This is a genomic window from Halobaculum litoreum (genome assembly GCF_030127125.1).
GTDB lineage: Archaea > Halobacteriota > Halobacteria > Halobacteriales > Haloferacaceae > Halobaculum > Halobaculum litoreum.
On sequence record NZ_CP126156.1, the window covers coordinates 914,910 to 941,790 of the forward strand.

The 26,881-nt window shown below is 71.9% G+C and carries 25 protein-coding genes, 1 other RNA gene and 4 pseudogenes; 15 read left to right on the forward strand and 15 right to left on the reverse strand.

Translation table 11 applies throughout. The features are described 5' to 3' along the window. The first annotated feature begins 84 nt into the window (after positions 1 to 84). Together P0R35_RS04875 and dpsA are read left to right on the forward strand one after the other, a co-directional pair. Entirely contained in the window at positions 85 to 288 is a 204-nt protein-coding gene (locus P0R35_RS04875) for a hypothetical protein (RefSeq protein ID WP_284014091.1), read from the forward strand. A 30-nt stretch (positions 289 to 318) separates the two neighbouring features. Then, on the forward strand, positions 319 to 867 hold the full coding sequence (gene dpsA / locus P0R35_RS04880; RefSeq protein ID WP_284014092.1) for a DNA starvation/stationary phase protection protein DpsA: 549 nt from the start codon (positions 319 to 321) through the stop codon (positions 865 to 867). Positions 868 to 907: 40 nt separating this feature from the next. Here the strand turns inward: dpsA and P0R35_RS04885 are convergent, their stop codons facing one another. Continuing rightward, the gene (locus tag P0R35_RS04885; protein ID WP_284014093.1) at positions 908 to 1,078 is read right to left on the reverse strand and encodes a hypothetical protein; all 171 of its coding nucleotides are present in this window, start codon (positions 1,076 to 1,078) and stop codon (positions 908 to 910) included. 97 nt (positions 1,079 to 1,175) lie between these two features. Then, entirely contained in the window at positions 1,176 to 2,015 is an 840-nt protein-coding gene (locus P0R35_RS04890; RefSeq protein WP_284014096.1) for a hypothetical protein, read from the reverse strand. Positions 2,016 to 2,156: 141 nt separating this feature from the next. Here P0R35_RS04890 and P0R35_RS04895 point away from each other — a divergent pair, with 141 nt between their 5' ends. The 3 genes from P0R35_RS04895 to P0R35_RS04905 all read left to right on the forward strand — a co-directional run bounded on the left by P0R35_RS04895 (position 2,157) and on the right by P0R35_RS04905 (position 5,117). Next, a complete protein-coding gene (locus tag P0R35_RS04895) occupies positions 2,157 to 3,257 on the forward strand; it encodes an NADH:flavin oxidoreductase/NADH oxidase (RefSeq protein ID WP_284014097.1) in 1,101 nt (366 codons plus the stop codon). Between the two features lie 74 nt (positions 3,258 to 3,331). Then, entirely contained in the window at positions 3,332 to 4,300 is a 969-nt protein-coding gene (locus P0R35_RS04900; protein WP_284014098.1) for a DUF7547 family protein, read from the forward strand. 412 nt (positions 4,301 to 4,712) lie between these two features. Then, entirely contained in the window at positions 4,713 to 5,117 is a 405-nt protein-coding gene (locus tag P0R35_RS04905) for a winged helix-turn-helix transcriptional regulator (RefSeq protein WP_284014100.1), read from the forward strand. Positions 5,118 to 5,142: 25 nt separating this feature from the next. Here the strand turns inward: P0R35_RS04905 and P0R35_RS04910 are convergent, their stop codons facing one another. Beyond that, complete coding sequence (locus tag P0R35_RS04910) at positions 5,143 to 5,469, reverse strand: OB-fold domain-containing protein (protein ID WP_284014567.1); 327 nt, start codon at positions 5,467 to 5,469, stop codon at positions 5,143 to 5,145. Between the two features lie 140 nt (positions 5,470 to 5,609). Continuing rightward, positions 5,610 to 6,767, reverse strand: a complete 1,158-nt coding sequence (locus P0R35_RS04915) for a thiolase family protein (RefSeq protein WP_284014102.1) — start codon at positions 6,765 to 6,767, stop codon at positions 5,610 to 5,612. 149 nt (positions 6,768 to 6,916) lie between these two features. Here P0R35_RS04915 and P0R35_RS16605 point away from each other — a divergent pair. The 4 genes and pseudogenes from P0R35_RS16605 to P0R35_RS04925 all read left to right on the forward strand — a co-directional run. Next, positions 6,917 to 7,168: pseudogene (locus tag P0R35_RS16605) on the forward strand (DUF7548 family protein); the annotation flags it as partial. 100 nt (positions 7,169 to 7,268) lie between these two features. Then, complete coding sequence (locus P0R35_RS16610; protein ID WP_432765043.1) at positions 7,269 to 7,331, forward strand: hypothetical protein; 63 nt, start codon at positions 7,269 to 7,271, stop codon at positions 7,329 to 7,331. Between the two features lie 134 nt (positions 7,332 to 7,465). Continuing rightward, positions 7,466 to 7,780: signal recognition particle sRNA (ffs, locus tag P0R35_RS04920), an RNA gene on the forward strand. Between the two features lie 120 nt (positions 7,781 to 7,900). Continuing rightward, positions 7,901 to 8,173, forward strand: a complete 273-nt coding sequence (locus P0R35_RS04925) for a DUF7111 family protein (RefSeq protein WP_284014103.1) — start codon at positions 7,901 to 7,903, stop codon at positions 8,171 to 8,173. Between the two features lie 14 nt (positions 8,174 to 8,187). Here the strand turns inward: P0R35_RS04925 and P0R35_RS04930 are convergent, their stop codons facing one another. Both P0R35_RS04930 and P0R35_RS04935 read right to left on the reverse strand, forming a co-directional pair. After that, positions 8,188 to 8,730 carry a GNAT family N-acetyltransferase gene (locus P0R35_RS04930; protein WP_284014104.1) on the reverse strand — a complete coding sequence of 181 codons (543 nt, stop codon included), beginning with the start codon at positions 8,728 to 8,730 and terminating at the stop codon, positions 8,188 to 8,190. 76 nt (positions 8,731 to 8,806) lie between these two features. Then, positions 8,807 to 10,202, reverse strand: a pseudogene (locus P0R35_RS04935) (NAD(P)/FAD-dependent oxidoreductase). A 124-nt stretch (positions 10,203 to 10,326) separates the two neighbouring features. On the opposite strand from P0R35_RS04935, the pseudogene P0R35_RS04940 reads away from it, so the two are divergent. Next, positions 10,327 to 11,311, forward strand: a pseudogene (locus P0R35_RS04940) (zinc-dependent metalloprotease). Positions 11,312 to 11,362: 51 nt separating this feature from the next. On the opposite strand, the gene P0R35_RS04945 reads toward P0R35_RS04940, so the two are convergent. Further along, positions 11,363 to 11,584: a DUF8527 family protein gene (locus P0R35_RS04945; RefSeq protein WP_284014105.1), complete on the reverse strand. Its 222-nt coding sequence runs from the start codon at positions 11,582 to 11,584 to the stop codon at positions 11,363 to 11,365. Next, a complete protein-coding gene (locus tag P0R35_RS04950) occupies positions 11,584 to 11,964 on the reverse strand; it encodes a nuclear transport factor 2 family protein (RefSeq protein WP_284014106.1) in 381 nt (126 codons plus the stop codon). Before P0R35_RS04950 ends, P0R35_RS04945 begins: the two co-directional genes overlap by 1 nt. 107 nt (positions 11,965 to 12,071) lie before the next feature. Between P0R35_RS04950 and P0R35_RS04955 the strand changes: the two genes are divergently transcribed. Next, positions 12,072 to 12,452: a DUF7969 family protein gene (locus P0R35_RS04955; protein ID WP_284014107.1), complete on the forward strand. Its 381-nt coding sequence runs from the start codon at positions 12,072 to 12,074 to the stop codon at positions 12,450 to 12,452. Between the two features lie 190 nt (positions 12,453 to 12,642). On the opposite strand, the gene P0R35_RS04960 is transcribed toward P0R35_RS04955, so the two are convergent. Genes P0R35_RS04960 through P0R35_RS04975 form a run of 4 tightly spaced genes read right to left on the reverse strand, consistent with a single transcriptional unit; the run spans position 12,643 to position 17,134 of the window. Then, a complete protein-coding gene (locus P0R35_RS04960) occupies positions 12,643 to 14,160 on the reverse strand; it encodes an RtcB family protein (protein WP_284014108.1) in 1,518 nt (505 codons plus the stop codon). A 35-nt stretch (positions 14,161 to 14,195) separates the two neighbouring features. Continuing rightward, on the reverse strand, positions 14,196 to 15,371 hold the full coding sequence (locus P0R35_RS04965; RefSeq protein WP_284014109.1) for a DoxX family membrane protein: 1,176 nt from the start codon (positions 15,369 to 15,371) through the stop codon (positions 14,196 to 14,198). Between the two features lie 44 nt (positions 15,372 to 15,415). Beyond that, a complete protein-coding gene (locus tag P0R35_RS04970) occupies positions 15,416 to 15,877 on the reverse strand; it encodes an archease (protein ID WP_284014110.1) in 462 nt (153 codons plus the stop codon). A 36-nt stretch (positions 15,878 to 15,913) separates the two neighbouring features. Next, positions 15,914 to 17,134 carry a DUF502 domain-containing protein gene (locus P0R35_RS04975; protein WP_284014111.1) on the reverse strand — a complete coding sequence of 407 codons (1,221 nt, stop codon included), beginning with the start codon at positions 17,132 to 17,134 and terminating at the stop codon, positions 15,914 to 15,916. Between the two features lie 106 nt (positions 17,135 to 17,240). On the opposite strand from P0R35_RS04975, the gene P0R35_RS04980 reads away from it, so the two are divergent. Next, complete coding sequence (locus P0R35_RS04980) at positions 17,241 to 17,714, forward strand: GNAT family N-acetyltransferase (RefSeq protein WP_284014112.1); 474 nt, start codon at positions 17,241 to 17,243, stop codon at positions 17,712 to 17,714. Between the two features lie 345 nt (positions 17,715 to 18,059). After that, positions 18,060 to 18,941: pseudogene (gene ppk2, locus P0R35_RS04985) on the forward strand (polyphosphate kinase 2). A 13-nt stretch (positions 18,942 to 18,954) separates the two neighbouring features. On the opposite strand, the gene P0R35_RS04990 reads toward ppk2, so the two are convergent. Together P0R35_RS04990 and P0R35_RS04995 are read right to left on the reverse strand one after the other, a co-directional pair. Continuing rightward, the gene (locus P0R35_RS04990; protein ID WP_284014113.1) at positions 18,955 to 20,067 is read right to left on the reverse strand and encodes a pyridoxal-phosphate-dependent aminotransferase family protein; all 1,113 of its coding nucleotides are present in this window, start codon (positions 20,065 to 20,067) and stop codon (positions 18,955 to 18,957) included. A gap of 81 nt (positions 20,068 to 20,148) precedes the next feature. Next, positions 20,149 to 21,168 carry an Acg family FMN-binding oxidoreductase gene (locus tag P0R35_RS04995; protein WP_284014114.1) on the reverse strand — a complete coding sequence of 340 codons (1,020 nt, stop codon included), beginning with the start codon at positions 21,166 to 21,168 and terminating at the stop codon, positions 20,149 to 20,151. A 159-nt stretch (positions 21,169 to 21,327) separates the two neighbouring features. On the opposite strand from P0R35_RS04995, the gene P0R35_RS05000 reads away from it, so the two are divergent. Next, positions 21,328 to 22,500 carry a cystathionine gamma-synthase gene (locus P0R35_RS05000; RefSeq protein WP_284014115.1) on the forward strand — a complete coding sequence of 391 codons (1,173 nt, stop codon included), beginning with the start codon at positions 21,328 to 21,330 and terminating at the stop codon, positions 22,498 to 22,500. Between the two features lie 168 nt (positions 22,501 to 22,668). Next, positions 22,669 to 23,709, forward strand: a complete 1,041-nt coding sequence (gene asd / locus P0R35_RS05005) for an aspartate-semialdehyde dehydrogenase (protein WP_284014116.1) — start codon at positions 22,669 to 22,671, stop codon at positions 23,707 to 23,709. A 58-nt stretch (positions 23,710 to 23,767) separates the two neighbouring features. Here the strand turns inward: asd and P0R35_RS05010 are convergent, their stop codons facing one another. Next, positions 23,768 to 26,806 carry an FAD-binding and (Fe-S)-binding domain-containing protein gene (locus tag P0R35_RS05010; protein WP_284014117.1) on the reverse strand — a complete coding sequence of 1,013 codons (3,039 nt, stop codon included), beginning with the start codon at positions 26,804 to 26,806 and terminating at the stop codon, positions 23,768 to 23,770. Positions 26,807 to 26,881: the final 75 nt, after the last annotated feature.

The following is a 26,881-nucleotide window of genomic DNA, read 5'->3' on the forward strand; positions in this document are numbered from 1 at the left end:
GGATGGGTGTGTCGGCTACAAGGGCGTTTCCATATCCGGGGCCCGAACCGCCGGGCCTTCCCGCCGGGGCTGACGCCTGCGGGTATGCCGACCGTCGCCGTCCCGCACTTAGCCGTCGTCGACCTCGACCCGAACGTGCTCGCCGAACGGCGGGTGTTCGCCCCCGTGCTCGAACCCGCCGGCGGCACCGCCGGACGGCGTGGCCCCCGGCGACCGGCGGGACGACTAACTGAACGGAAACAGAAGTTCGCGATGTCGAAAGCGAACTTGTGTCAAATCCAGATTTAAGCCCTCGGAGCGCGTACGTCGACGTACAGTATGAGTACCCAGAAGCACGTGCGCAAGTCGGCGGGCGAGGTCACCGGTTCGGAGGCGCTGCGGATGGACGCCGAGAAGGCCCGACAGATCGTCGACGCGCTCAACACCGATCTCGCGGCGACGTACGTCCTCTACCACCAACTGAAGAAACACCACTGGAACGTCGAGGGCGCGGAGTTCCGCGACCTCCACCTGTTCCTCGGCGAGGCCGCCGAGCACGCCGAGGCGTTCGCGGACGAACTCGCCGAGCGGGCGCAGGCATTGGGCGGCGTCCCGCACGCCTCGATGGCGACGCTGCAGGCCGAAGCGCCGTTCGAGCCGGAGGACGAGGACGTGTACGACATCCGCACGTCGCTGGAGCACGACGTGGCGATGTACGGCGACGTCATCGAGAGCCTGCGCGAGCACGTCGAACTGGCCGACCGCCTCGGCGACTTCGCGACGGGCGAACTGCTCCGCGAGCACATCGTGCGGGTCGAACAGGACGCGCACCACCTCGAACACTACCTCGAGGACGACACGCTCGTCACCGCGGGCGCGATGGAGTAACAGCGGACGCCGTCGCCGGTCTCCCGTTTTTCGCCGACCGTTACTGCTCGACCGCGACCGTCAGGTCCGTCGCGATCCAGCCGTCGGCGTTGTCGTCCTCGGTGAACACGGTCCGGTCGGGTCGCGTTCGCAGCGCGGTCACGTTCACCGGCGGCGTCGCCGCCCGGACGGCGGCGTCGACGCGACGGTCCGCGAGCAGGTCCTCGCTCATTGGCACTCCCTCGCCGCCCGCCACGCAAATAGATTTTGGTCTGCCTAAACGACGGCTCGTCGCCACGTCCCGCCCCCGGCGGGGCCGCGTGGCGTCGTCAGTTCTCGCGGCCGATCCCGCACCCGGAGACGGTGTCGCACGCGACGCCGCGCTCCTCCAGCGCGTCGACGAGCGCGTTCATCCCGATTGCGTCGCTGGCGATGTGGCCGGTGACGACGAGGTTCTTCCCCGCGTCGGCGAACGCCTCGCGCAACTCCGCGGTGTCGCCGGCGCCGACGTGGATGTAGAGGACGGTGTCGACGCCGTGCTCGAAGTACGTGCGGGCGACCGACGCGCCGCCGTTGGTGCCGGCGGCGTGGTGGACCGCCACCTCGCCGAGGTCGTTGTCGCACTCGCCGAGGCGCAGGCGCACGTCCGTCTCGGCGTCCCGGAGCTCCGGGATCGCGCCGAGCGCGTCGACGAAGTCGCCGGCCGTCGCGCCCGCGGCCATGTCGTCGGCGACCTCGCGGAACACGCGGCGGCCGTACTCGTCGGGCGCGAGGTGCGTGTTGAGGTACGGCTGGTCGAGCAGCTCGGCGACGCTGGGGTCGTGTCGGTAGTTCATCGAGTGGCCGCCGTGGTCCATGCGCGAGCGGAGGTCGGCGACGGCCTCCTCGGCGACCTTCTCGGGGACGCCGTGGGCGGTCATGAACTCGACCTGTTTGTCGAGCACCTCCGGGAACTCGAGGCGGGCGCTCGTCCCCGTCGGGTGGTGCGCGAGCGCGAGGTCGTAGCCGCGGTCGTGCGCCAACTGGATCTCGGGCGACTCGAGGTCGATGCCGACCAGCGCCGTCTCGACGTCCTCGCCGGAGACGTACACCGTACTGTCGGCCGGTACCTCGTCCCACCCCACGAGGTCCAGACTGAGCTGCATGATCTCGTCCGTAGAGAGTCCCATGGCGCGACCGTGACGCGGTACGTGTGAAAACCCCCCGGGATCGACGGGCGGCGCGGCGGGGCCGCCGGGGGCCGCGACCTCGGTAGTGGCAAGGCCGTCGGCCGTCGCCAGCCGTTAGTAGCGCCCCCTCCCACCACGCACATGGTCGATCACCTGTTCTCGCCGCTCACGCTCCGTGGCACGGAGATACCGAACCGCGTGTTCGTCTCGCCGATGTGTCAGTATTCCTCGCCCGACGGGGTCGCGACCGACTGGCACCTCGTCCATCTCGGGTCGCGCGCCGTCGGCGGCGCCGGCCTCGTGATGACGGAGGCGACGGCCGTGTCGCCGGAGGGTCGGATCTCGCCGCAGGACCTCGGGATCTGGACGGGCGAACAGCGCGACGCGCTCGCGCCGATCGCCGACTTCGTCCGGTCGCAGGGGTCGGTGCCCGCGATCCAACTCGCCCACGCCGGCCGGAAGGCGTCGACGTACCGCCCGTGGGACGAGGACCGGGGTCCGGTCCCGGTCGAGGAGGGCGGCTGGGAGACGGTGGCGCCGTCGGGACCGTACCCGCGCGACGGCGACGAGGCGCCGACCCGCAGCCTCGCGACCGACGAGGTCGAGGGCGTTGTCGCCGACTTCGCCGACGCCGCCGAGCGCGCCCGCGAGGCCGGCTTCGAGGTCGCCGAGGTCCACGCCGCCCACGGCTACCTCCTCCACGAGTTCCTCTCGCCGGTCGCCAACGACCGCGACGACGAGTACGGCGGCTCCTTCGAGAACCGCACTCGCCTGCTCCGGGAGGTGACGGGTGCCGTCCGGTCGGTGTGGCCCGACGACAAGCCCGTGTTCGTGCGCATCTCCGCGACCGACTGGATCGACGACGAACCCTCGTGGGACGTCGACCAGTCGGCCCGGCTGGCGCCGCTGCTCGCCGAGGCCGGCGCGGACCTGATCGACGTGAGCGCGGGCGGCATCTCGCCCGCGCAGGACGTGCCGTACGCGGGACCGAACTACCAACTCCCGTACGCGGAGGTGATCCGCGAGCACGTCGCGGACGCCGGCGTCGACATCGCCGTCGCGTCGGTCGGCGGCATCACCGAACCCCAGCAGGCGGAGGCGGTCGTCGCCAACGGGCGCGCCGACGCGGTGTTGATGGCGCGGGAGTTCCTGCGGTCGCCGTACTGGCCGCTCCACGCCGCCCGCGAGTTGGGAGAGGACGTCGCGTGGCCGGTCCAGTACCGCCGCGCGAAGCCGCGCTGAGGGACCGCCGCCGTCGGGCGCCCGCCCCGGCCGCGCACCAACTGTTATCCCCGAACGCGAACAACACGATCCGTATGGCCGACCCCTTCCGGGACCCCCGCGACGACGAGGAGCTCGCCGCGCTCGTCGACGAACTGGAGACGACGCTCGCCGACCTCCGCGCCGAACTGACGGACCGCGAGCGAGAGCGGGGGGGACGCTCCCCCGACCGGCGACGCGACGACCGCGGCGGCCGCCGCCGACCGACCCGCGAGCCGCCGCGACCGCCCGCGGTGGGCGAACTGTTCCGCTTCACCAGCGACTACACGATCCCGACCGTCGTCGCGGTGCTCGAGGCGACCGTCGAGGCGCTCGAACTCCTCCAAGGCGTCATCGACCTCGCGGCGCCCGGAGAGACGCCCGAGCGGCGCCGCCGACGGAGCGGCCGGCGCGACCGCCGCGGGCTCGGGCGCTCGGTCCTCTCGGACGCGCTCGCCGACGGCGTGACCTCCGCGACCGACCGCGCGACCGCCGACGCCGCCGACGCGCTCGCGCGCCTCCGCGAGACGCTCGCCGAGGCCGACCTCCCGAACGACGACGAGAGCCGCGACCTCGTCGCCGACGCCCGCGACCTGAGCGCCGAGTTGGAGCGCCGGGTGCGCGAGTCGCGCGCGACGGTCGACCGCGAGCGGGAGCGCGAGCGCCGCGACGAGCGCGGCCGGGGCGGCCGGCGCGACGACGGTCCGGTGAGCATCGCCGTCGGCGGTCCCGACGGGACGACGGACGGTGACGACGAGCGGCGGGACGCCACGGACTCGCGGACGGACGCCGAGGACGACGACCCGGACGAGGAGGAGCCGGCGCCGCAGGTCGACGTCGACGCGGAACTGGAGTCGATCAAGCGTCGGATGGGGAAGTCGGACGACGCGGCCGACGGGCCCGACCGTTCGCCGGCCGAAGCCGCGGATACCGAGCCCGACGATGGGGACGACGGCGCCGACGGGTCCGACGACGGTGCCACCGCCGACGGCACGTCGGACACGGACGCCGACGACGAGAGGTAGGCCCGACGGGACGACGTCGACGGTCAGCGCACACAGCAGCCGCACCGGTCGCCGGCGCGGAGGGTTCTCGTCGGTCCGGCGGCGCCCTCTCCACAGCACCCCGCCGCGAGGTCGCGTCCACAGCGAACGTCGCGACACCCGCACGGGCAGTCACAGCACCCGCACGAGCAGTCGCAACACCCGCACCGGCACCCACGGGACCCCGCGAGCGCGCGGAGCGTCGCGATGGGGAGTTCGATCCGGTCGGTTCGGTCGGATTCGGGACGGCAGTCGCGGTCGTGTTCGGTCGTCATGCGGGCGGATGGACGGGGGCAACCGTCGTCGTCCCCCGTGCCCCCTGTCGCCGCCGACAGCCGCTGTCGGGCGCGACAGTCGGCGACGCGGTTATGTCCCGTCCGGCCGATCGTCGGCCGTGACCGACGACGATCCGGACGACCGGCACGAGCGGCTGGCGGACCTCCGCGCCGCGCTCTCGGGCAAGTGGGCGCTCCACGTCCTCGCGGGCCTGCGCGACGGTCCGCGGGGGTTCGGCGACCTCCACACGGACCTCGACGAGGTGCCGGAGAAGACGCTCGCGCGTCGCCTCCGCGACCTGCGGCTGCGGGGGCTGATCCGGCGGGAGGTCGCGGCGACGTCGCCGCCGACACCGCGCTACCGGCTCACGGACGGGGGCGAGCGGCTGGTCGCCGCGCTCGACGGGGTGACGCGCTCGGTGGAGTTCGTCGACTGTCCCCCCGACCTCGACTGTGCCGACGACTGCCGCGTCGGGACGGTCGACGGGGAGACGACGCGGCGCGCGCTGGCCGACTGTTGCTGAGAACGGGCGTCCGGCGGGGCCTCGACTACTCGACCGGCCGGAAGCGGAACCCGTCCCACTCCTGGCTCGCGGGCTCGCGGATCCCCGCCTCGGGGTCGCGCAGCTCCGCGCAGTAGACGGGCTCGACTTCGTCGCCGATGGCGAGGTCGCCGGTGGTCGCCTGCCCGATGGCGCGCACCGGCTCGCCGTCGACGTCGAACTCGACGACGGCGACGTGGTTCGGCTCGCGGACGCCCGGGGGCGTCGCCGTCGAGGTGGTCCACGTGACGACCTCCGCGGTGTGCTCGCTCAGGTCGACCGTGTCGACGGGCTCCTGGCCGCCCGGGCCGACCGGGTGCGCGGGGTAGGTGATCGACCCGTCCGGGTAGCGCGCCGCCTCGAAGGCGGGGGCGTCTTCGCCACCGTCGGTCGCGGGCTCGCTCGGCTCCCCCTCGCGGGTCGATCCGCTCCCCGCTCGGTTCGAGGGCGCGCTTCGCTCGCCCTCGCGGTCGCTCACGCGTCCACCCCCTCGAAGATCGCGGTGGTGACACAGTTCCCGAACCCGCCGACGTTGCACGCGAGACCGACGTCCGCGTCGACCTGTCGCTTGCCGGCCTCGCCGCGCAGTTGCTGGACGACCTCGTACGCCTGCGCGACGCCGGACGCCCCGAGCGGGTGGCCCTTCGACTTCAGCCCGCCGGAGGTGTTGATCGGGAGCTCGCCGTCGCGGTCGGTGCGCCCCTCCTCGACGGCCTTCCACCCCTCGCCCTTCTCGGCGAAGCCGAGGTCCTCGAACTGGAGGAACTCGAGGATCGTGAACATGTCGTGCAGTTCCGCCACGTCGACGTCGTCGGGCGACAGGCCGGCCATCTCGTAGGCCCGATCGCTGGACTCGACGACGCCGCGCATCGTCGTCGGGTCCGCGCGCTCGTGGACGACGTGGGTGTCCGTGGCGCCGCCGATGCCCGTGACGGTGACGTAGTCGTCGGCGTACTCCTCGGCGACCGACACCGGGCACAGCAGCAGCGCGGCCGACCCGTCCGTGATCGGGCAGAAGTCGTACAATCGCAGCGGGTCGGCGACGACGGGCGAGTCGAGCACCGTCTCCAGATCGACCTCCTTGCGGAACTGCGCGTGGGGGTTGTCGACGCCGTTCTTGTGGTTCTTCACGGCGACCTTCCCGAGGCTCTCGCGGGGCGCGTCGTACGTGTCGAGGTACAGGCGCGCGGTGAGCCCGGCGAAACTCGGCAGCGTCAGCCCGTGTTTGTACTCGCAGGGGTGCGTGAGCGACGCGATGACGTCCGTCGCTTCGGCGGTCGACCGGTGGGTCATCTTCTCGCCGCCGACGAGCAGCGTCATGTCGGAGGCGCCGGAGGCGACCGACTGCCACGCGGCGTAGATGCCCGCCCCGCCCGACGACGAGGTCTGGTCGATGCGGGCGGTGTACGCCGGCACCGCCTGCAGGTCGTGCGCGAGGGCGTTCGGGACGCCCGTCTGTCCCTCGAACTCCCCGCTGGCCATGTTCGACACGTACAGGTGCTCGACGGCGTCGGCCGACACGCCGGCGTCCTCCAGACACGCCTGTCCGGCCTCCGCCAGTAGCTGCCTGATCCACGCGTCCCGCTGCCCGAACCGGGTCATGGACGCGCCGACGATCGCGACGTCTTCCATACCCGAGCCTCCGCGGGCGTCTACTTCGGCGTTGCCCTTCGGACGGGACGGTCGCCTCCCAACCGACCGCCGCCGCGGGCGGGAGCCGACCGCCCGCGCCGACCGGGATCGATCGCCGTTAAGTGCGCGCCGCCCGGCGTTCCGACACCATGGACCTCGCCGACGCCGCACCCACCGCCGGGATCGTCGCCTGTCTGGCGCTGCTGCTCTCGTTGGCGGCGCCGCTGCTGTTGATCGCCGACGCCGGCACCGGGCTGTCGGTGTACTACGCCTCCGGGACGCTCGGCGCCGCCGGCGTCGGGTTCCTCGCGGCGCTGCTCGTGATCGTGTTCCTCTCGGGCAGACAGGAGCGCCGTCCGGCCGACACCGTCGCCGGCATCGCCGTCGTCGCCGGCCTCGCGCTGTTCGCGCTGGCCGCGGCGTGGGCGCTCGCCGTCGACGTGCAGAACCTCTACTCGTTCCCCGCGTCCGCGAAGCTGGATCCTGTGGCACCGCTGGCTCGTGCTCGGCGTGGCCGCGCTGGTGCCCGTCAGCGCCGGCGCCTACGCCCGGGCGGTGCTGTAACGCGGGCCGACGGCGACCGGAGACGCGCCGCGGTCGGGAGGGTCCGCGGCGGGGAGGCCGCGCGGTCACACGGTTTTCGCCGTCGGTCGGTCGTGCCGTACCGGAAGGCCCTTAAGTCGAACCGGACTACGTTGTGGTGGACTAGGTCGGGCAGTTAGGCCCTGCTCGTCTCCCGCCATAGAGTCTTCAGCGGGGACCGAACGCCGGCAGCGTCCGGGACGCCCGTCGTGGGCCTCGGAAGCTGACGGAGAAGCCTCGTCCGCCGGGGACGACGGTCCGCCGGGGCGCACCCGCAGGGGTGCCCTCCCACGGTTCGTCGGTGGCACCGGGTCAGGCGCGGAAGCGAGCAGCCCACCACCGGACGTTCGTCGCTCGTCGGGCCGCGGGGCGGAGTCAGCGACCGGGATTCCCCGCAGCGGAACTCCCGGGCAACGCCGGCCCGTCCGCCACTCATTCCGTCTTCACGACCCCGAGCGGCGGCACTCTCTCCCGTGACGTCGGTCGGCTCCCACCGACCGCGGCGGTGTCGCGACCGCAACCGCCGAGTACCTCCCGTCCCATGCGTGTGTATGAGCAGCGCCGAGGCCGACGGGATCACGGCGACGTACGAGGAGACCGACGGGGAGCGACAGCTGACGTTCGAGCGCGACGGCCGCCGTGCGGCGGTCGCACAGAACGTGGAGGGGTACGCCATGCTGAAGGTGCGCGAGGGCGGCCCCGCCGGCGACGAGTTGGAGCGCTACTACGGGTTCGACATGGCGCTGGACCACGTCGCCGAACTGCTCGGCGTCGCCGTGCACGACCTGCCGGTGCCGGAGGACGCCGCGGACATGGGGATGTAGACCGGGAGCGCCGGTTACAGCTCCGCGGTGTCGACGACGAGCCGGTGGCGACGCGGCTCGAAGCCGAGGCTGTCGTAGAACGCCCGGGCGCGTTCGTTGTCGGTGTCGACGTCGAGCGCGACCTGCGGGCAGTCCGCCGCCTCGGCGTACGAGGCGGCTCGCCCCACTAGATCGCGTGCGAGATCCCCGCCACGGTACAGCTCACGGACGTACAGGTCGTCGATCACCAGCCGGTCGGGGCGGTCGAACACGGTCGGCGCCGGCTCCCGTTCGGCGGCGACGAACCCGGCCAACGGCAGGTCGGCGGCGCCCAGCTCCGCGTCCGCGTCCACCCCGTCGGCGGCCGCGTCGTCGACGGCGATCCAGATCTCGAACCCGTCCTCCGCGAGCCGTCCCGATCGGAACTCGGCTTCGGCGTCGACGAGGTCGGCGTCGGGCCGGTCCGCCAACGCGAACTCCGCGACCGTTCGCTCCAACTCGCGGTTGTACGGAAGCCACAGTTCCTCGACGTAGCGACGCACGGCGGCCTCTTCAGCCGGGAGGGGACGTATGTGCACACCACAGCGCCCGGAAGGTGTCGGTAAGGGTCTTGTGTTCGTCGGGGCGGCGTCGCCGCGCCGACGCGGTCCCGGCTCAGTACGCGTACTCGTCCTCGGTCAACTGGACGTACCGGCCGCCCCGGTGCTTCCACTTGATCCACTGGTACCGGAGGAGGAGCTTCGTCGCCCCCCAGCCGGCGCCGAACTTCTGTTCGAACATCCGGTACCCGCGGCCGTCCGCCAGCATCCGCCGGCCGATGCGGAACGCGTCGTCCCAGTCGGCGGGGCCGTAGCCGCGACACAGCTCCGCCATCGCGACGTTGCGCAACACCTCGTCGCCGATGGCGTCGCGCCAGCGGTCGTTGTACGCCGACACGTCGCCCGCGGCGGCGAGTTCGCCCGCGATGGCGCCCGTGCGGACGGCGACGTGGTCGCCGCCCTCGTGGAACGCGCTGGTCGCCCCCATCGCGCCGCCAGTCACGCAGACGCCGGCGTCGACGGGGCTCTCGATCGGTTTGGTCGAGGAGATGGGGTACGTCTCGGTCCCCTTCGTCTTCCCGGCCTCCTCGACGAGGGGGAAGTCCTCCTCGATGTCGTACTCGTCGCCCCACTCGCGTTCGAGGAGACGGCGGACGTACTCCTTGCCCGAGGGGACGCGCTCGTCGTCCTCGTGGATGAGCGCGTACTGCTCGCGGTCGTCGATCTCGTCGAGGTCCATCCCGATGGGCATCGTCAGGCCGACGCGGCAGACGCGGTCTGCGTTGGGGAACACCCACGGGTACGCCGTGTGGCCGGGCATCACGCCCCACCAGAACTTGATGGCGCCGTCGACCTCGTCGTACACCTCCTGCGGGAACGTGCGGTACTCCTGGTAGGCGATGTGGTTGGTCCGCGTCGACGCGAGGCGCTCGGACGCCTTCGCGCCGTCCGGGAGGAGGTCGTCGAGGACGCGGTTCGTCACCGTGCGTTGCGGGCCGTCCGCGAGCACGAGGAAGTCCGCGCCGACCTCGTCGCCCGAGGCCAGCGAGAGCACGTGTCGCGGGTCGTCGCCGCCGACGCCGGCCGACGGGTCCGTCTCCACGCCCTTCACCGACGCCTTGACGCGGTACTCGGCGCCGGCCGCCTCGGCGCGGTCGCGCAGGAAGTCGTCGAAGCGGGCGCGGTGCATCGTGTACCCGAAGTGGTCGTAGCTGGACTCGATCCCCGTCGACCGGAGCGTACACGCCTCGTTCGGCCCGATGAACTCCGCGCGGTCGAGGTGGTCCTGCAGGACGCCCTCGGGGAACTCGTCCGGGTGGATGCCCATGATGTCGACCCAGTAGTCGAGGATGCCCGCGGCGTCCGTCGAGTCCGGGCCGAGCCGCTCGCGGTCCGCGCGGGGGACGCCCTTCTCCATGACGAGGGCGTCGGCCCCGTTCGAGGCGGCGGCGTGTGCGGCGGCCGACCCCGCCGGCCCCCCCGCCGACGATGGCGACGTCGACTCGTTGCATACCGTGAACGGGGCCGCCGTTCGGTCTTAAATCGCCCGAAGCGTCCACGAGCCCTCGGGGGGTCGGTCGCCCCCGCCCGCCGCCCGGGGGGAAGGCCTATCCCGTCCGGTCCCCGACCGGGGGTATGGATCTGACGCGGAGTCTCCGCGCGATCGCGGACGCCGCGGACGCACCCGACGGCGTCATCGACTGGGACGCCGTCGCCGAGGCGGCCAAGGGCGGCTGCGAGCCGGGCGACCTGCGGATGGAGCCGGCCGAGCGGACGGCGTTCGCCGACGACGTGCGGGCGGCCCGCGACGGGCTCCGCGCGGCCTCGGGGGTCGAGTTCGACCTCCCCGACAGCGTCGAGGTGCAACACCGCCACCACTGGATCGACGCGAACGTCGAGACGTTCCGCCGCGTGCTGGCCCCGCTGGAGGAGCAGGCCAGCGGCGTGTTCCCCGGCGTCGCCCGCTCGATCAACTCCGGGACGATGGCGGTGTCGCTGGCGTTCCTCGCGCGCAACGTCCTCGGGCAGTACGACCCCCTCCTGCTGGCGGGCGCCGACGAGACCGACCACGGGCTGTACTTCGTCCGCCCGAACATCCGGCGCGCGGCGGTCGAGCTCGACGTGGGCTACCCGCGGTTCCGGCGCTGGATCGCCTTCCACGAGGTCGCCCACGCCGCCGAGTTCGGCGCCGCGCCGTGGCTCCCCGGCTACCTCGAGGAGCGCGTCGAGGAGGGGATCGGCGCGCTGAGCGAGGGGGGCTCGCTGCTGGGCGCCGGCGCGCAGTCGCGCGAGGCGTTCCGCGAGCTTCAACACCGCGATGACCGCGGTCGAGGGGTACGCCGAACTCCTGATGGACCGCGCGTTCGACGACGAGTACGACGACCTCCGGGCGAAACTCGACGCGCGCCGGCAGGGCGGCGACCCGATCACGAACCTGCTGAAGCGGCTGCTCGGCTTCGGGATGAAACGGCGCCAGTACGAGCGCGGCGCGGCGTTCTTCGCGGCCGTCGCCGACGAGACCGACCTCCGGACCGCGTCGCTGGTGTGGGAGCGGGCCGAGAACCTCCCGACCGACGCGGAGTTCGACGACCCCGGCGCGTGGATCCGCCGGGTCGCCTGAGCCCCGCCGACGGGGTCGCGGCCCGACGCGCCGCCGGCCGGCGGCGGTCGCTCACCGCTTCGGCGAGAACTCCCGGAGCGTGCGCACGACGAACCACGTGAGCGCGAACCCGAGGACCGACGACACGCCGACGGCGGCGGCGAACTGCGCCGGCGTCGGGTCGACCTGGAGCGACACCAGGCCCCCGGAGATCCCGATGAGGACCACCAGCCCGATCTTGAGCCGGCGGTTCGTGGCATCGCGCTCCTCCTTGGTGATGCTCGGCCCGACCATCAGCGGTCCCGGTCGGTCGCGGTCGAGACGTGCATCCCGGCGAACGCCCAGCCGTCGTCGCTCGGCAGGAGCGTCCCGCTCCACCGCGTCTCGTACGTCCGTTCGGTGAACGCCTCCGTGTCGTACCACGAGAGGGTCACCGCGTCGCTGACCGCGGCCGTGGCCCCCCGCTCGACGACGCGGAGGTCGTGGCTCTCGACGTCCCAGTCGTCCGTCGTCCGCGTCTGTTCGCGGAGGCCGTTCGCGACGTCAGCGTAGCCGACCAACCGCTCGCCGATCCCGACTTTCACCGTCGCGGGCGACTCGACGAAGAACGGCGCGAGCGGTTCGCCCGCGCGGAGGGCGTCGTAGTACGCCCGAACCGTCTCCTCGGGTGTCATTGCCCGATCCTCGTGTCCGGGGGGCTTCAAGTCCGCGTTCCCGGCCGCGCGAACACCCCCGTCGTCGCCGGCGACAGCCGCAAGTGCGCGGCGCCCGTCGTACCCGTATGGGGTACCCTGTCAGCTACTACTGTCCACACTGCGGCACGCTCGTCGAACTGGAGCGCGACGGCTACCTCTCGGACAAGGCCGTCACCCCGTACCCGTTCGAGGGGTGGACGTACGCCGCGCCCGACGAGCCGTTCGAGGACGGCGCCGCCGACGGCGTCGCGTTCGTCTGCGGCGAGTCGCCAGCGCCCGCCGACGACGGCGCCGACGGCTGCGGCGAACGCTTCTACCTCTCGTTCGTGAAGTTCGAGGACGGCGAGGAACTCGACCCGCGACGCGCCGCCACCGACGGCGAGACGGTCGAACTCGCGGAGGGCCGCGGCCCGGACGCCCCGCGGGGACCGGACGGCCCGTCGGGACCGACGGGCGGCTTCTACTGAGGGCGCGGCCGTAGTCGTCGCGGGCGGCGGTGGCGTCCCCGGAACGGCCACCCGAACGTTTTCGTGGGAAGCCGGGGCCAGCGGGGCCGTGCGATGACCCTCGCCACGGCGCTTCCGCGGGTGTGCGACGCACCGCGCCGTGAACTGCCCCCGCGTCGCCTGTCAGCCCCTCCCTCCGCCTCGGCCGGCCTCACCCCTTGATGTTGCAGACGGGGAACGTCCGCGCGACCTTGTCGCCGATACCGAGCGCGTCGCTGACGCGGACGACCTCGTCGACGTCCTTGTACACGCCCGGCGCCTCCTCGGCGACGGTCGCGCCGGACTGCGCCTTCACGTAGATGTGGTCCTGGTCGCGGAGTTCGTCCTGCACCGTCTCGCCCCAGTACTCCTGTTTCGCGGCCGTCCGGCTCATCACCCGCCCGGCGCCGTGGGCGGTCGAGCCGAACGTCTCCGGCAGCGACTCGGCGCCGCCGACGAGCACGTAGCTGCCCGCGCCCATGCTCCCCGGGATGATCACGGGCTGGCCCACGTCGCGGTAGGCGGGCGGCACCTCCTCGCGGCCGGCGGGAAACGCGCGCGTCGCCCCCTTACGGTGGACGTACAGTTCGCGCTCCTCGTGGTCGACGGCGTCCGCCTCGGCGACCGCCGTCCCGTCGGCGTCGACGCCGACCTCGTGGACCTCCCGCTTGGCGATGTTGTGGGCGACGTCGTACAGCAGTTCCATCCCCAACTCGTCGGCGTCCATCCGGAACACGCGCTCGAACACGCGCCGGGTCCGGTGGGTGATGAGCTGTCGGTTCACCCACGCGAAGTTGATCGCCGCGCACATGGCGCCGTAGTACTCGTCGGCGAGTTCCGAGCCGGCGGGGGCGGCCGCGAGTTCCTTGTCGGGGAGCCGCTCCAGCAGGTCGCCGTGACGCTTCTCGATCCGTCTGAGGTAGTCCGTGCAGACCTGGTGGCCGAGCCCGCGCGACCCGCAGTGGATCAACACGACGATCTGGTCCTCGCGGAGCCCGAACGCCTCTGCCACCTCGCCGTCGAACACGTCCGTGACGCGCTGCACCTCGAGGAAGTGGTTGCCCGAGCCGAGGCTCCCGATCTGGTTGCGCCCGCGGTCCTTCGCCTTCTGCGAGACGAACTCCGGGCGGGCGTCCGGGCGGCGTCCCTCGTCCTCGCAGTGAGCGAGGTCGTCCTCGGTGGCGTACCCCTCCTCCAGCGCCCACTCCATCCCGCGTTCGAGGATCGCCTCGACGGTGTCGGCGTCGCCCTCGACGACGCCGCCGCCGCCCAGCCCGGAGGGAACGTTCGCGAAGAGGCTGTCGACCAACTCCTCCTCGGTGCCCCGGACGTCGTCGTAGGTGAGGTTCGTCCGGACCATCCGGACGCCGCAGTTGATGTCGTAGCCGACGGCGCCGGGCGAGATGCAGCCGTCGGTCGTGTCCGTGGCGCCGACGCCGCCGACGGGGAAGCCGTACCCCTGGTGCCCGTCGGGCATGCAGACGGCGTACTTCGTGATCCCGGGGAGGTGCGTCGAGTTCCGCAGTTGCTGGAGCGTGTTGTCGTCGGCGATCTGGTCGAGGAGCGCGTCGCTCGCGAGCACTCGCGCCGGGGCGTTCATCCCTCCCGACTGCGGGATCTCCCAGACGAACTCGCGGACCTTCCGGAGTTCGACCCCGTCGAACTCGCGGGTCTCGGGCGTGTCGGTCATACCCGTACCTCCCGTACCCCGACGGAATAGCGTTACTACCGGTCGGCGTCCGACGGGCCGCCGTCCGTGCGCGTCCCCTCGCCGTCGGCGTCGCCCCCGGCGGCCGCCCGCACGGCCCCCTTCCCGGTGCGGGGGACGCCCATCTCGTTGGGCGTGCGGAACAGCGCGGCGTCGAGCGACAGCGGGCCGGCGCCCGTGACCAACAGCGCCGACACGAGGCCGAACAGCGAGATGTGCGCCAACACCGGGTCGTCGGCGAGGCCGAACAGCGTCGTGGTGAACACGACGAACGCCGCCGCCGAGGAGGCCCGCGTGAACAGCCCGAGGACGAGCAACACGCCAAGGAACAGCTCGGTGAGCGAGGCGCCGAGCACCCACAGCTCCGGCGGCACCGGCGTCAGCGTCGAGAGGCCGTACTGCTCGACGACGGCCAGCGCCCGCGCAGGCGCGAGCAGTTTCTCGGCGAACGCGAGGTACGCGAAGACGACGCCCATCCCCACGCGGATCACGGTCGGGACGAACCGCCGGTACGGGTCGATCCGTTCGCCCACCGGCACGGCGAGCCGACGGTAGAACGGGTCGAACCGGGAGTAGACGGTCTCCTCGTTCGCCGCCAGTTGCGCGATGACGTGGTCGGCGCTCGGGCGTCCGCCGCCGACGAGCACGATGGCGAGCAGGCCGGCGCTGTACTCGAACGCGAAGAACAGCGACGGGTGCGACGGCAGCAACAGCAGGTACGACGCGAGCGCCGCCGCGGCCACGAAACGGGTCGCGAGCCCGAACAACAGCGCGAACCCCACGGCCACGCCGAACAGCCGGATCGGGATCGCCGTGTCCGCGGCGGTCACCAGCGGCGTGAACAGGTAGCCCGCGAACCCGGCGCCGACCATCGGCAGGCCGATGGCGAGCCGGAGCAGCCACGGGAGCAGATCGGTGTACGCGGCGAGCGCGCGGCGGATCGCCGTGACGTCCGCCCGGAGCGGCCGCACGCGTAAGTAGCCGACCATCGTCGCGACGACGGCCACGCCGCCCAACGCGAGCGGCGCGACGACCGTCGGCTCAGACAGCGCCGCGACCACGAACGCGACGGGGTCGCCCCGTTCGCTCGCGTCGGTCACGTACTCGACGTGGGCGGCGGCGACGCCGACGGTCGCGACCAGCGCGGCCGCCGCGCCGACGAGTCGGCCGCCAACACGGGGTGCAGTCTCCATCCCCGGATGTTGCGCCGGCTCGGGCCTAAGTGCTGTGGCGACGACTACACGTCGAACACGACGTACGCCCGCCAGCCGTCTGCCGTCTCCGCGAGTTCCATCTCGGAGTAGGTGACGGCCTTCACGTCGCGGGCGACCACGTCGGCGAACGGGACGCCGCGCGCCGACGCCTCGACGACCCACTCGCCGTCGACGGGCCCAACCCGTGCGCGGTGGTCGGCCGGGAGCACCGACCGGACGTCGCGCTCGTAGATGCACTCGTCGAGGTAGTCGAACAGCGCCGCTTCCGGCGACTCGGCGCGAACCTCGATCGGGAACCGCTCCCCGGTGTCGGGGACTTCGTCGCACATCGCCGCCGTGAGCCCGTTCGCGACCGCCGCGAACACGCCCCCCAGCGAGTCGGCCGTCGCGGCCACCGCGACGTCGGCGGTGTGGTCTCGAAGCTCGAACCGGCCGTCGTCGCCGTCGGCGCCGCCGTCGGCGACCGTGTCGGGGTCGTCGGTCACTGGTCCGCCGTGTCGTTCGTGGTCGGCCGGGATAACCTACCCGTCACGGTCCCCGTCGCGCGCCTCGCCGATGTCGGCCGCCTCGGTGACGGTCTCCGGCCGGGCGTCGGTCTCCTCGCGCTCGCCGGCGGGTCGATCGCCCGCCCGCTCGGGGCGCTCCGACGGCGACTCGCGGTCGGCCGCCTCGCGGTCGGCCTCCCGCGCCGGCCGCGTCTCCGTCTCGTCGGTCTCGGCGGCGTACCGGCCGGCCTCCCGGGCGGGCGTCGTCGTCGCCTCCTCGCCGCCGTACAGCGAGTACGGCTGTCGTTCCTCGTCGCGGGACGGCTCCTCGTGCGGCTCCTCGCGTTGGGCGCGGGTCCGCCGCGCGATGTCGGTGGGGGTGCCCGACCGTTCGGGGGCGACCTGCCGGTCCCACTCCTCGTCGCGGTCGACGTCGACGTCGTCCTCGCGGCGGACGTCGGGCGAGTCGGCGTCGGGGTTCAGCTGTTGGTCGGCGTGTTCGATGCCGCCCAGCGTCCGGAGCTGCTCCTCGGAGAGCCCGTTCGCGGCCCCCGCGCCGCCGGAGCCGCCGGAGACGGCGACGCCGCTGGTGACGACCGCACGGATCCCCTCCTCGACGGTCATGTCGACGTCCATCACCTTGTCGGCGGGCATGTGGACGAGGTGGCCGCCCATCACCGGGTTGGGGGCCAGCGGGAGGAACAGCGTGAGCATCCGGTCGTGCCCCGTCGGCTCCCGGAGCGGGGGCGGCGTCTCCGTCGTGAGGAACCCCAGCGTGTACGCCCCCTCGTGGGGGAACTCGACGAGCTTCACGTCCCGGAAGTTCTGGGTGTCTTCCTCCAGCATCACGTCCGACATCTGCCGGAACGACTCGTAGACGGAGCCGATCCCCGGCACGTGCGCGACGGCGGCGTCGAAGTAGTCCACCGCGACCGCGCCCAGCCGCGTCGTGTTGATGAACAGGCCCATCACCACGATGACGTACACCAACACGATCGGCGTGAGCAGCTCGATGAGTGTCTCCTTGCCCACCGTGAGGACGCCGGCGGGCGTCGCCACGGCGAAACTCGTGTCCGGACCGACGCCCAACACGAGCGACGAGAACAGGTCGAGGTACTGATAGACGTACTGGCCGGCGACGGCGAGGACGATGAGCGAGACGAGGAGGGGCACCACGACGGCGACGCCCGTGACGAACGCGGCCCGGAACGCGCCGACCAGCGACCCGCCCATCTCACGGGCCGACCAACGCTGCATTATCCGACCCACGAGCGACGGTGATAAAACGGTGGTGCCCGCGCGACGGCCCGCGACCGCCGGCGACGGTGGAATTAAATGCGCGTCAGCAGTAGCTCTCTCCGAAGTGAGCGTCAACGTCGAGAAGCGCGTGGATCCCCCGGGCGACGCCACACACGGCGAGGCCGCGTGGGCGCTGAAAGAGGAGATCCGACAGCTGGAGGGCGTCCTGAAACAGCGGCGCGGCTTCTTCATGGACGCGTATCGCCGCGCGAACTGTCACCTGCTCGTCGAGGACGACGAGCTCGTCGGGTTCTCGTCCGCGCGCCGCGACGGCTACATCCTGTTTCTGGCCGTCGCGCCCCGCGTCCGGGGGCGCGGCTACGGCGAGCGCCTCGTCGCCGAGGTCGCCGACGAGAACCGGTCGGTGTCGTGCCACGCCCGCACGACCAACCGGGCGGCGCTGTCGTTCTACGAGCACATCGGCTTCGAGGTCGTCCGCCGCATCGAGAACTACTACGAGGACGGCGGCGACGCCTACTACCTCAAGCTCGGCGACGACTCCTCGCTGCGCGACCGGCTCTCGAAGTTCCTCCGGTAGGTCCGACGGGTCCGGTAGGGGTTTGTACGGCGACCGAGTAGGTGGGTTCGCACGCCTTCAGTCCCCGCCCCAGTAGACCCGCCAGGGTGCGATGACGGCGCGGAGAACCCGGGCGTGCGACACACGGCCGCCGCGAGCCGCGATCGCGGACGCCCGGCACGAGGGTTTCCCGGCCGACGCGGCACGCCGCCTCGGGATGACGCCGGCTCGTTAGTGTCCCGGGCGACACTCCGCCCGCACAGCCACAGCCACGTGGGAGCCGTCACGCACAGCTATGGTGGGCTGGCGGCTATCGGATACCATGAGTCGTGTCAACACTACTCGACCGAACCCGGCTCCCGGACCATGAGCGCCCACCCGGTGTTGCCCGGCGAGGAGTCGGTGCTGGCCACGGTCGACGCGGACGACCTGTACAAGTCCAACGGGACGATCAAGCGCAAGTACTACGAGCGGGGCTGGACCGGCTCCAGGAGGAACTCGTGCGGCTCCAGATGTGGGTGCGCGAGCAGGGGGCTCCGCGCGGTGGTGCTGTTCGACGGCCGCGACGCCGCGGGGAAGGGCGGGACCATCCACCGCATCACGCGCCGGACGAGTTCCCGGGTCGTGAAAGTCGTCGCGCTCGGGAAGCCGACCGAGCGCGAGCAGACCCAGTGGTACTTCCAGCGCTACGTGGAGCACCTGCCGGCCGCGGGCGAGGTGGTGCTGTTCGACCGGAGTTGGTACAACCGCGCGACCGTCGAGCGCGTCATGGGCTTCTGTACCGACGCGGAGTACGAGGAGTTCCTCCGGTCGGCCCCCGAGTTCGAGCGGATGCTCCAGCGGTCGGGCATCGTCCTCGTCAAGTACTGGTTCTCGATCAGCGACGAGGAACAGGAGCGACGCTTCCAGAAGCGCAGTCAGGACCCCAAGCGCCGGTGGAAGCTCAGTCCGATGGACCTGGAGGCGCGGAACCGCTGGGTGGACTACTCGCGGGCGAAGGACGCGATGTTCGAGCACACCGACACCGACGACTCGCCGTGGTACGTCGTGGACGCCGAGGTGAAGAAGCACGCGCGGCTCAACTGCATCACCCACCTGCTCGGCCGGATCGACTACGAGGACACGATGCCGGAGCCGGCCCCGTTGCCGCCGCGGGAGAGCGGCGCGGACTACGAGCGGCCGCCGATCGACTCCCAGCGCTGGGTGCCGGCGGTGTACGGGTCGAACCCCACGGACGCCGGGGGATGACGCCCGCGCGCGGTCACAGCCCGGCGACGTCCTCGATGGCGTCGGTGAGCCGGCGGATCGACTCGACGTCGTGTTCGCCCATGTGACCGATGCGGAACGTCTCCTCGCCGAGCTGCGAGCCGTAGCCGTTCGAGAACACCATGTCGTACTCCTCACTGACTCGCTCGATGGTGCCGGCCACGTCGATGCCCTGCGTGTTCTCGATGCAGCCGACGGTCTGTGACTCGTACCCCGCCTCGGGGAACACGTCGAAGTGCTCGCGGGCCCACTCCCGCGTGTACTCGGCCATCTCGCGGTGGCGCTCGGATCGGGCCTCGTGGCCCTCCTCCAGCATGTACTTCATCTGCTTGCGGTACGCGAGCATGACCGGGATGGCGGGCGTGGAGTGGGTCTGGCCCTTGCGGTCGTAGTAGTCGAGCGCCCGCTGGAAGCCGCCGTACCACGACGCGGAGTCCTTCGACAGCTCGCGCTCGTACGCCTCGGGGCTGACGACGCACACCGCCAGGCCCGGCGGCATGGCGAACGCCTTCTGGGTGGAGTTGAAGATGACGTCGATCCCGTGGGCGTCGATGTCGACGTAGTCGCCGCCCAGCGACGAGACCGCGTCGACGACGAAGTACGTGTCCGGGTACTCCGCGACGACGTCGCCGATCTCCTCGATCGGGTTGCGGACGCCGGTCGAACTCTCGTTCATCGCGAGGCCGACCACGTCGTAGTCGCGGTCGCGCTCCTCCAGTCGCTCGCGCACGTCCTCGGGCTTGACCGCCTTCCCCCAGTCGTACTCGAGGCGGTCGACGGTCTTGCCGAGGCGCTCGCCGACGTTGGCGAAGCGCTCGCTGAAGCTCCCGTTCGTCGCCACGAGCATGTGCTCGTCGACGAGGTTGAGCGTCGCGGCCTCCCAGAACTCGGTGCCGGAGGCCGTGAGGATCATCACCTCGTGGTCGGTGCCGAGGAACGTCTTGGTGTCCTCGACGATGGTCGTGTAGAGGTCCGTCATCCGGTCCATCCGGTGGCCGAACATCGGCTGCGCCATCTCCTCGATGACGTCCTCGCGCACCTCGGTCGGACCGGGAATGTACAGCGTCTTGTCGGGGTAGTCGTCGGTGTATTCTCGTTTCTCGGTCACGGAGCCCACCTACTGGCCCGACATCCGGGGCGGGGCGGCAAGGTGTTTGTGATCCGTCCGACCGCCCGCCCCGGCCCCGTCTCACTCCTCGCCCGCGGTCGCGCCCCCGTCGACCGTCACCGCCTCGGCGGGCCACCGCGGGGTGTGGCGCCGGCTCCCGTCGGCGAACCCGAGCCGGAACAGGTGTTGCGGCCGCGCGTCGAGGTCCAGCAGTCCGCGCAGCGTCTCGCGGCGGGCCGGCCGCTCGAGGATCTGGCTCATCGGGTGGACGGCGAGCCCCGCCGCGCTGGCGACGAGGGCGACCCGTTGGAACGCCCGCCCGGCCGCCACGCGCGAGCCGCGGTCGTCGTCCGCCGTCGAGAGCACCGCGACGGCCGGCGCCGACTCGATCAGCGCGGCGTTGCGACGGGCCTCGCGCCCGCCCACGTTCAGGTGGGTGACGGCCGCTCGGCCGACGCGGGCGAACGGCCACGAGTCGCCGAGCGCGCCGTTCCCGATCCACCGACCAAGCTCCCGGCGGTAGGCCTCGGAGCCCATCTGTGCGCGGTCCGCGGCGGCCTGCAACTCCGCGATCGCGCGCTTCGGTCGCTCCTCCCGGACGAGCCGGAGGGACACGTCGAAGTCGGCGACCTCGTCGCGGACCCTCTCGACCACGGGCGTCGGCACCGGCGTCCACCGGAACGGGCGGTGGTCGGTGTACCGCTCGGTGATCCGGTCGAACAGCGCCACGTCGCGGTGCGGGTTCCCGCCCGGGCCGACCTCCACGCGCGCGACGACCGGCCCCGAGGGCGGCGTCACGACCCGGCACGCGAGGCCGAACCGGCCGGCGGCGATCCGGAGCGTCTCGACCGCACAGCCCAGACTCAGGTGGAACTCGCGCCTGTCCGGGTCGGCCTCCCGGAGCCACCGGTCCTCGACCCCCCGGACGGCGACCGTGCCGTCGTCGTCGACCGCGAACGACCACGGCTGTGTGTTGTGGCTCGACGGCGCGAGGACCGCGTACCGGAGGAGGAAGCGGGCCTGCTCCGCGACCGTTCCCCCGGCCGGGAACCCGTCCGCGTCGACCCGCCACACGTCCCTCGTCAGCTGTGCGGGGTCCATGCCGCCGGCTTCGGGGCGCCCCCGATTCAGCGTGTCCACCGTTCCACGTTCGGTGGAAGCCGCCCGACGGCGCCGTCCCTCCGGCGCCGTGCCTCCGGCGCCGCGGCGGCGCGAGCCGCAATGGGAAGAATCACACCGGTCGGTACCCTCGGCTCGCACATGAGCGACGACGGCGACCGCGAGTTCCGCATCGAGACGGACGCCATCCACGCCGGGCAACAGCCCGACGAGGAGACGGGCGCGCTGATGACGCCCATCTACGCCAACTCCACGTACAAGCAGGACGGCCCCGGCGACCACCGCGGCTACGAGTACAGCCGCACCGGCAACCCCACCAGGACCGATCTGGAGGCGAACCTCGCGGCGCTGGAGGGCGGCGAGTTCGGCCGCGCGTTCGCTTCCGGGATGGGCGCCATCAACACCGTGCTCAACCTCCTCGAAGCCGGCGACCACGTCGTCACCGGCGACGACGTGTACGGCGGCACCCACCGCATCTTCACGCAGGTGTACGAGGACTACGACCTCGAGTTCGACTTCGTCGACACGACCGACCACGACGCCGTCCGCGACGCGATGCGCGAGGAGACCGCGCTGCTGTGGGTGGAGACGCCCACGAACCCCCTGATGCGCGTGAACGACATCGGCGCGCTCGCCGACGTCGCCCACGAGTACGACGCGCTCTGTGCGGTGGACAACACGTTCGCGACGCCGTACCTCCAGCGCCCGCTGGAGCACGGCGCCGACATCGTGAGCCACTCGCTGACGAAGTACCTCGGCGGCCACTCCGACGTGGTCGGCGGCGCGCTCGTCGTCGACGACGAGGAACTCGACGAGCGGATCGGCTTCTATCAGAACTCGGTGGGCGCGACGCCCGGCCCGTTCGACTGCTTCCTCGTCCTCCGCGGGACGAAGACGCTCCCCGTCCGGATGGACCGCCACTGCGACAACGCCCGCGACCTCGCCGCGTGGCTCGCCGATCACGACGCCGTCGACCGCGTGTACTACCCCGGCCTCGACTCCCACCCGCAACACGACCTCGCGAGCGCACAGATGGACGACTTCGGCGGGATGCTCTCCTTCGAGTTCGCCGGTAGCCTCGAACAGGCGAGTACGGTCGTCGAGGAGACCGAGGTGTTCACGCTCGCGGAGTCGCTCGGCGGCGTCGAGAGCCTCATCGAACAGCCGGCGGCGATGACCCACGCCGCGATCCCGAAGGAAGAACGCGAGGCCGCCGGGCTCACGGACGGTCTCATTCGCGTCTCCGTCGGCGTCGAGCACATCGACGACATGAAGGCCGACCTGCAGGCGGCGTTCGACGCGGCGCTGGAGTGAGTCGACCGCGGGCTCCCCCCGGCCGACGATCCGTCGCCGTCGCGGCCGCGGCGCCGACGGTTCCTCGGCGACCCGCGGGGGCGAATCGAGGAACCGCGGCTACGGCAATCCTCGCCGTCCTCGCCCGGATCCGAAGCGTCTTATCCGCGTGTGACACAGAGGCGCACAATGTCTCACCGAGTCGGTATCCTCGGCGCCACCGGCGCCGTCGGCCAGCGGTTCATCCAACTGCTCGACGACCACCCACAGTTCGACATCGCCTGTCTGACCGCCAGCGAGTCCTCCGCGGGCGAGCCGTACAGCGAGGCGGCGAAGTGGCGCCTCGACTCCGCCATCCCCGAATCCGTGCGCGACGTCACCGTTCGCGCGACCGACCCCGCGGCGATCCCCGACGACGTCGACCTCCTCTTCTCGTCGCTCCCCTCCGGCGTCGCCGCCGAGATCGAACCCGACCTGTGTGAGGCGGGCTACGTCGTCTCCTCGAACTCCTCGAACGCGCGGATGGCCGAGGACGTACCGCTCACCATCCCCGAGATCAACCCCGGCCACCTCGACCTCATCGAGGTGCAGCGCGACGAGCGCGGCTGGGACGGCGCGCTCGTGAAGAACCCCAACTGCTCGACGATCACGATGGTGCCGACGCTGGCGGCGCTCGACGGGTTCGGTCTGGAGCGGGTGCAGGTGTCGACCCTGCAGGCCGTCTCCGGCGCCGGCTACGACGGCGTCACCTCGATGGAGATCATCGACAACGCCATCCCCCACATCGGCGGCGAGGAGGAGAAGATGGAGACGGAGAGCCGGAAGCTCCTCGGCGAGTTCGACGGCGCCGAGCTGTCGCTGCACGACGCGGAGGTCGCCGCCTCCTGCAACCGGATCCCGACGATCGACGGCCACCTCGAGAACGTGTTCGCGGAGCTGGCCGCCGACCCCTCGGCCGACGAGGTCCGCGAGGCGATGGCGTCGTTCCCGAGCGCCGACCTCCCGTCCTCGCCCGAGCCGCTCATCCACGTGTTCGGCGACGACCGGCCCGAACGCCCCCAACCCCGGATGGACCGGATGCGCGGCGACGGGATGCAGGTCGTCGCCGGCGGCGTGCAGCCGACGGCCACGGGTGTGAAGTACAATTGCCTCGCGCACAACACGATCCGCGGCGCCGCCGGCGCCTCCGTCCTCAACGGCGAACTGCTCGCCAGCGAAGGCTGGATCTGACACCCCTCCCGGCCCCGGACGTGCCCGGGACCCGTCGGTCCCGCGGCCCGCGTCCGGGCTACCGCTCCAACGCGGCCGCGACCTTCTCGACGGGGTGGGGCGGCTGCCCGCTCGCCTCCTCGCGGTCGCCGAGTTGCGAGCGACACGACGCGCCCGGCGCGGTGATCGCCTCGGCCCGGCTCTCGTCGTGCGTCTCGAACAGCATCGAGCCGATCGCCTTCGACAGGTCGTAGTGTTCGGCCTCGTAGCCGAAGCTCCCGGCCATCCCGCAGCAGGTCGTGTCGAGCGGGTCGACGTCGTAGCCGGCGCGTCGGAGCACGCCCACCGCGTGGTGGTCGGTGTTCACGGCCTTCTGGTTGCAGTGGCCGTGGTACGCGAGCGGCTCGCCCGTCTCCGGGTCCTCGCGGAACGCCATCGCCTCGTCCAGCCGGTGGGTGTCGACGTACTCCAGCACGCCGTAGCTGGCGGCCGACACCGCCTCGACCGCGTCGCCGTCGAGCAGGTCGCGGTACTCGTCCTGGAACATCACCGCGTCGGAGGGCTCGACGAACACGACGGCGTACCCCTCCTCGACGAACGGCGCGAGCGTCTCGACGTTCGCGGCGGCGCGGTCGCGGGCCTTCTCCACGAACCCCGTCGAGAACGCCGCCCGTCCGGAGGCCGCGAGGTCGTCGGGGACGCGCACGTGGACGTTCGCGGCCTCCAACACCTCGACGGCGGCCATGCCCGCGTCGGGCATGCTGTAGTCGGTGTACGTGTCCGGGAACAGGACGACGCGGGCGTCCGCCTCGGCGGCGCTGACCGCGGCGCCGCCGCGGCGCGCGAACCGCTTGCGGAAGGTGTCGCGCGTGAACGTCGGCAGGTCGCGCTCCGCGGCGATGCCGAGCGTCCGCTCCATCGCCGTCCGCGCGCCGGGGAGCTTCGTCGCCGCGTTGGCGACGGGCGCGAGCGCGCTCCCGACCCGACTGGCGACGTCGACGTCGGCGAACAGCCGTTCGCGGAGGCCGGCCCCCTCGCGCTCGTGGTGCTCGTGTTTCACCTCCGCCTTCAGCTTCGCGAGGTCGACGCCCGTCGGGCAGTCGGACATACACCCCTTACAGCCGACACAGAGGCCGAGCACCTCCTCTTGGAACCGCTCGGAGTGGAGCTCCTCCTCGGGGAGCTCCCCCGAGATGGCCGCCCGGAGCATGTTCGCCCGCCCGCGGGTCGCCTGGATCTCCTCGCCCGAGGCGCGGTACGTCGGGCACATCACGTCGCCCTCCGTCTCCCGGCAGGTGCCGCAGCCGTTGCACAGCTCCACGAGGTGCGAGAAGCCGCCCTCGTCGTCGAAGTCGAGCGCCGTCTGCGGCTCGATGGAGTGGTACTCGGCGCCGTAACGGAGGTTCTCGCGCATGTCCGTGTCGGCGGCCGACTCGGGGTAGCCCCGGTCGGCGGCGGTGTCGCCGTCGACGTACACCACCTTCCCGGGGTTCATCCGCCAGTCGGGGTCGAACGCGCTCTTGAGGTCCTGGAACGCCCCCCACAGCTGTGGCCCGTACATCTTGGGGTTGAACTCCGTGCGCGCGAGGCCGTCGCCGTGCTCGCCGGAGAAGGCGCCGAAGTGGTCGAGCACGAGGTCCGTCACGTCGTCGGTGATCGAGTGCATCGTCTCGATCCCCTCGCCGTCCTTCAGGTTCAGGATCGGGCGGATGTGGAGCGTCCCCGACCCCGCGTGCGCGAAGTACGCCGCCGAGGTGCCGTGCGCCTCCAGCACGTCCTCGAACTCCTGGACGTACGCCGCGAGCTCCTCGGGCGGGACGGTCGCGTCCTCGATGAACGGGTACGGCTTCGGGTCGCCCTCCAGACTCATCAGGAGCGGGATGGCGGCCTTCCGGAGCTTCCAGAGCTTCCCCTGTGCCTCGTCGGAGTACGCCTCCAGCACGTCGAAGGCGGCGCCCGCGTCGACGAACTCCGCGGTCGTGTCGGCGACGGCGGCCTCGAAGTCGTCCACCAACTCGGAGTCCCACTCCAGCATGAGCGCGGCGGCCGTCCCGTCGGGGATCGGCTCCTCGTACTGGGCGTACTCGGTCGACTCGCGGGCGAGGCGGAACACCTCGTCGTCCATCAACTCCACCGCGCTCACCGGGTACTCCAGCGCGACCGGAACCGCCTCCATCGCGTCGACGAGGTCGTCGAAGCAGTACAGCGCGAGCGCGGTCTCCGCGGGCTTGGAGACGAGCGAGACGGTCGCCTCGACGACGGTGCCGAGCGTCCCCTCGGCGCCGACGAACAGTTTGCTGAGGTTGATCGCCTCCTCGCCGTCGTCGGTCTCGTAGATCACCTTGTGGAGGTTGTACCCCGACACCGACCGCTTGAGGTTCGGGTACTTCTCGGCGATCTCGTCGGCGTTGTCCCGGACCAGCCCCTCCACCGTCCGGTACAGCTCGGCTTCGACCCCGCCGCCGTCGATGATCGCCTCGTGTTCGTCGGAGCCGAGCACCACCTCGCGCGTGTGGATCCGGGTGCCGTCGGCGAGCACGACCTCCAACTCCTCGGTGTAGGCGTCGGTGATCCCGTAGCGAACCGAGTGGGCGCCCGTCGAGTTGTTGCCGATGCCGCCGACGACGGTCGCCCGGCCCGAGGAGGCGGGGTCGGGCGCGAACTTCAGGCCGTCCTCGGCGAGGCGGGCGTCGAGGTGGTCCTGCACGACGCCCGGCTGGACGGTCGCCTCCCTCGCGTCGGCGTCGACCGCGACGATGTCGTCCATGTGCCGCGACATGTCGAGGACGACACAGCCGGGACCGACCGCCTGCCCGGCGAGCGACGACCCCGTCCCGCGGGGCAACACCGGCACGTCGTGGTCGGCGGCCACCTCGTGGGCGGCGACGACGTCGTCGACGTCGCGCGGGCACACCACCCCCGCCGGCTTCGCCCGGTAGATGGAGCCGTCGGTGGCGTACAACACCTGCGCGTACTCGTCGAACTGGACCTCCCCGTCGACCCGTTCCCGGAGGTCCGACGCGAGCGCGGCGTACGCCGCCACGTCCGGCCGGTCGTGCCCCAGCGCGGCGGCGGACGTGTCCCACCGCGGGGACGCGTCCGGTTCCTGCGTTGCCATGCGGTACCCGAAGGAACAATCGTGTAAATAGTCTTTGTCGGCTGTTGTCACGTGACGAGGCTCCCGACGGGCGCC

What these genes read in the sequence shown, in the direction of transcription:
- P0R35_RS04875 (WP_284014091.1), top strand. Translation starts at nt 85, where the DNA reads ATGCCGACCGTCGCCGTCCCGCACTTAGCCGTCGTCGACCTCGACCCG.
- dpsA (WP_284014092.1), top strand. Translation starts at nt 319, where the DNA reads ATGAGTACCCAGAAGCACGTGCGCAAGTCGGCGGGCGAGGTCACCGGT.
- P0R35_RS04885 (WP_284014093.1), bottom strand. Translation starts at nt 1,078, where the DNA reads ATGAGCGAGGACCTGCTCGCGGACCGTCGCGTCGACGCCGCCGTCCGG.
- P0R35_RS04890 (WP_284014096.1), bottom strand. Translation starts at nt 2,015, where the DNA reads ATGGGACTCTCTACGGACGAGATCATGCAGCTCAGTCTGGACCTCGTG.
- P0R35_RS04895 (WP_284014097.1), top strand. Translation starts at nt 2,157, where the DNA reads ATGGTCGATCACCTGTTCTCGCCGCTCACGCTCCGTGGCACGGAGATA.
- P0R35_RS04900 (WP_284014098.1), top strand. Translation starts at nt 3,332, where the DNA reads ATGGCCGACCCCTTCCGGGACCCCCGCGACGACGAGGAGCTCGCCGCG.
- P0R35_RS04915 (WP_284014102.1), bottom strand. Translation starts at nt 6,767, where the DNA reads ATGGAAGACGTCGCGATCGTCGGCGCGTCCATGACCCGGTTCGGGCAG.
- P0R35_RS04925 (WP_284014103.1), top strand. Translation starts at nt 7,901, where the DNA reads ATGAGCAGCGCCGAGGCCGACGGGATCACGGCGACGTACGAGGAGACC.
- P0R35_RS04945 (WP_284014105.1), bottom strand. Translation starts at nt 11,584, where the DNA reads ATGGTCGGGCCGAGCATCACCAAGGAGGAGCGCGATGCCACGAACCGC.
- P0R35_RS04950 (WP_284014106.1), bottom strand. Translation starts at nt 11,964, where the DNA reads ATGACACCCGAGGAGACGGTTCGGGCGTACTACGACGCCCTCCGCGCG.
- P0R35_RS04955 (WP_284014107.1), top strand. Translation starts at nt 12,072, where the DNA reads ATGGGGTACCCTGTCAGCTACTACTGTCCACACTGCGGCACGCTCGTC.
- P0R35_RS04960 (WP_284014108.1), bottom strand. Translation starts at nt 14,160, where the DNA reads ATGACCGACACGCCCGAGACCCGCGAGTTCGACGGGGTCGAACTCCGG.
- P0R35_RS04965 (WP_284014109.1), bottom strand. Translation starts at nt 15,371, where the DNA reads ATGGAGACTGCACCCCGTGTTGGCGGCCGACTCGTCGGCGCGGCGGCC.
- P0R35_RS04975 (WP_284014111.1), bottom strand. Translation starts at nt 17,134, where the DNA reads ATGCAGCGTTGGTCGGCCCGTGAGATGGGCGGGTCGCTGGTCGGCGCG.
- P0R35_RS04995 (WP_284014114.1), bottom strand. Translation starts at nt 21,168, where the DNA reads ATGGACCCCGCACAGCTGACGAGGGACGTGTGGCGGGTCGACGCGGAC.
- P0R35_RS05000 (WP_284014115.1), top strand. Translation starts at nt 21,328, where the DNA reads ATGAGCGACGACGGCGACCGCGAGTTCCGCATCGAGACGGACGCCATC.
- asd (WP_284014116.1), top strand. Translation starts at nt 22,669, where the DNA reads ATGTCTCACCGAGTCGGTATCCTCGGCGCCACCGGCGCCGTCGGCCAG.
- P0R35_RS05010 (WP_284014117.1), bottom strand. Translation starts at nt 26,806, where the DNA reads ATGGCAACGCAGGAACCGGACGCGTCCCCGCGGTGGGACACGTCCGCC.